The sequence below is a fragment of the Oleiphilus sp. HI0128 genome (assembly GCF_001635365.1).
The window spans coordinates 1-1,331 of record NZ_LWGG01000148.1 but is presented as its reverse complement, the minus strand read 5'-3'; the positions used below and the strand labels follow the sequence as shown (position 1 = coordinate 1,331).

At 44.8% G+C, this 1,331-nt stretch carries 1 protein-coding gene and 1 pseudogene; both read left to right on the top strand.

Annotated features, from left to right (window positions below; genetic code table 11):
• The coding region (locus A3763_RS01940; RefSeq protein WP_156494827.1) for an alkaline phosphatase PhoX at positions 1 to 853 on the top strand (853 nt) is incomplete at its 5' end.
• Between the two features lie 86 nt (positions 854 to 939).
• A pseudogene (locus A3763_RS01935) lies at positions 940 to 1,331 on the top strand (hypothetical protein); the annotation flags it as partial.

Below are 1,331 nucleotides of genomic sequence, written 5' to 3'. Positions count from 1 at the left end.
TCAAGGCCGCTTCTCTCACGAAAACAGCGTAGTGATGCCTGACCAGAAAACAGTATTCTTGAGTGATGACGGAACGGGTGTTGTGTTCTTCAAGTTTGTTGCTGATGCAGCAGGTGATATGAGCTCTGGTACTTTATACGCTGCGAAAGTCACTCAGACGAATGGTGTTAGCGATCCTTCTGAAGCTGCTTTTGCAATTGAGTGGATTGAGCTTGCGCACGGTGCTGAAGCTGATATCGAAGCTGCAATTGCTGAATATGATGTGGGCACACTTGCTAGCCCAAGCTATATTACTGATCAGCAAATCAATGATTGGGCTGAAGCTAAGCTTTCTCAGGATCTAGATGGCAGCGGTTCTGTTGCAGCTGATCCCTTTACTGATGACCGCCCTGCTTTCCTAGAGAGCCGTAAAGCCGCTGTTGCTTTGGGCGCGACGGGTGAGTTCCGTAAGATGGAAGGTGTCGTTATCAACTATGGTCTTGCAGATAACTGGTGGAATGCTGGTGCTGCTGATGGTGATCAGGCTTACATGTATATGGCTATGTCATCATTTGACAAAACAATGGCTGATGATGAAGGTGATATCCAGCTAGACGGCACTCACGGCCCATGCGGTGTGGTATATCGTATGACCTTGAAAGAAAACGCTGGCAACGTAGACGTTGATACTATGGTTCCTGCAATTGTGGGTGGCCCATACTACTCTGATCGTGATGTGAATGAGTGTAGTGTTAACAATATCTCTAACCCGGATAACCTAGCTGTAATGGACGACGGTCGTCTATTGATTGGTGAAGATACTGGGAATCATGAAAACAATGTTATCTGGGTATATGAAGATCCAGCACTGTAGTTTTCATTAAGTTAGTACTCTAAGAGTACTGCAAGGGGAGGGCGAATTGTTGCCCTCCTTTTTTCTCAGACACTAAAGAAATTCTTATGAAATATATTAACCTATTGGCCTTACTTGTTCTGATGAGTGCTTGTAGCAGTGATTCGAATACGAGCAAGAACAACACACAAAATGACCCTGATGCTGAAACAGAGCTATTAGCGAGTCTTAATTTCCCGACAGAGATTAATGAGGGAACATCAGGTCAGCTTCGTGCGACGGAAGATGGCATTACCTATAACAAAGAAGCGATTGTCCCTCCTCAGTGTTATACCAAACATGAAGCAAAGCACAATCCATGTATGGCTTGTCACCAGACACATCCTTTTGGCTCCAGCACAAACTATATGGCCGATGGCGTATTACAGGCAGAATATGCTTTCTCTGATGTTGGGGTGACCAATCATTGGAAGAACTTGTTTGAAGATAAGACTGAAAA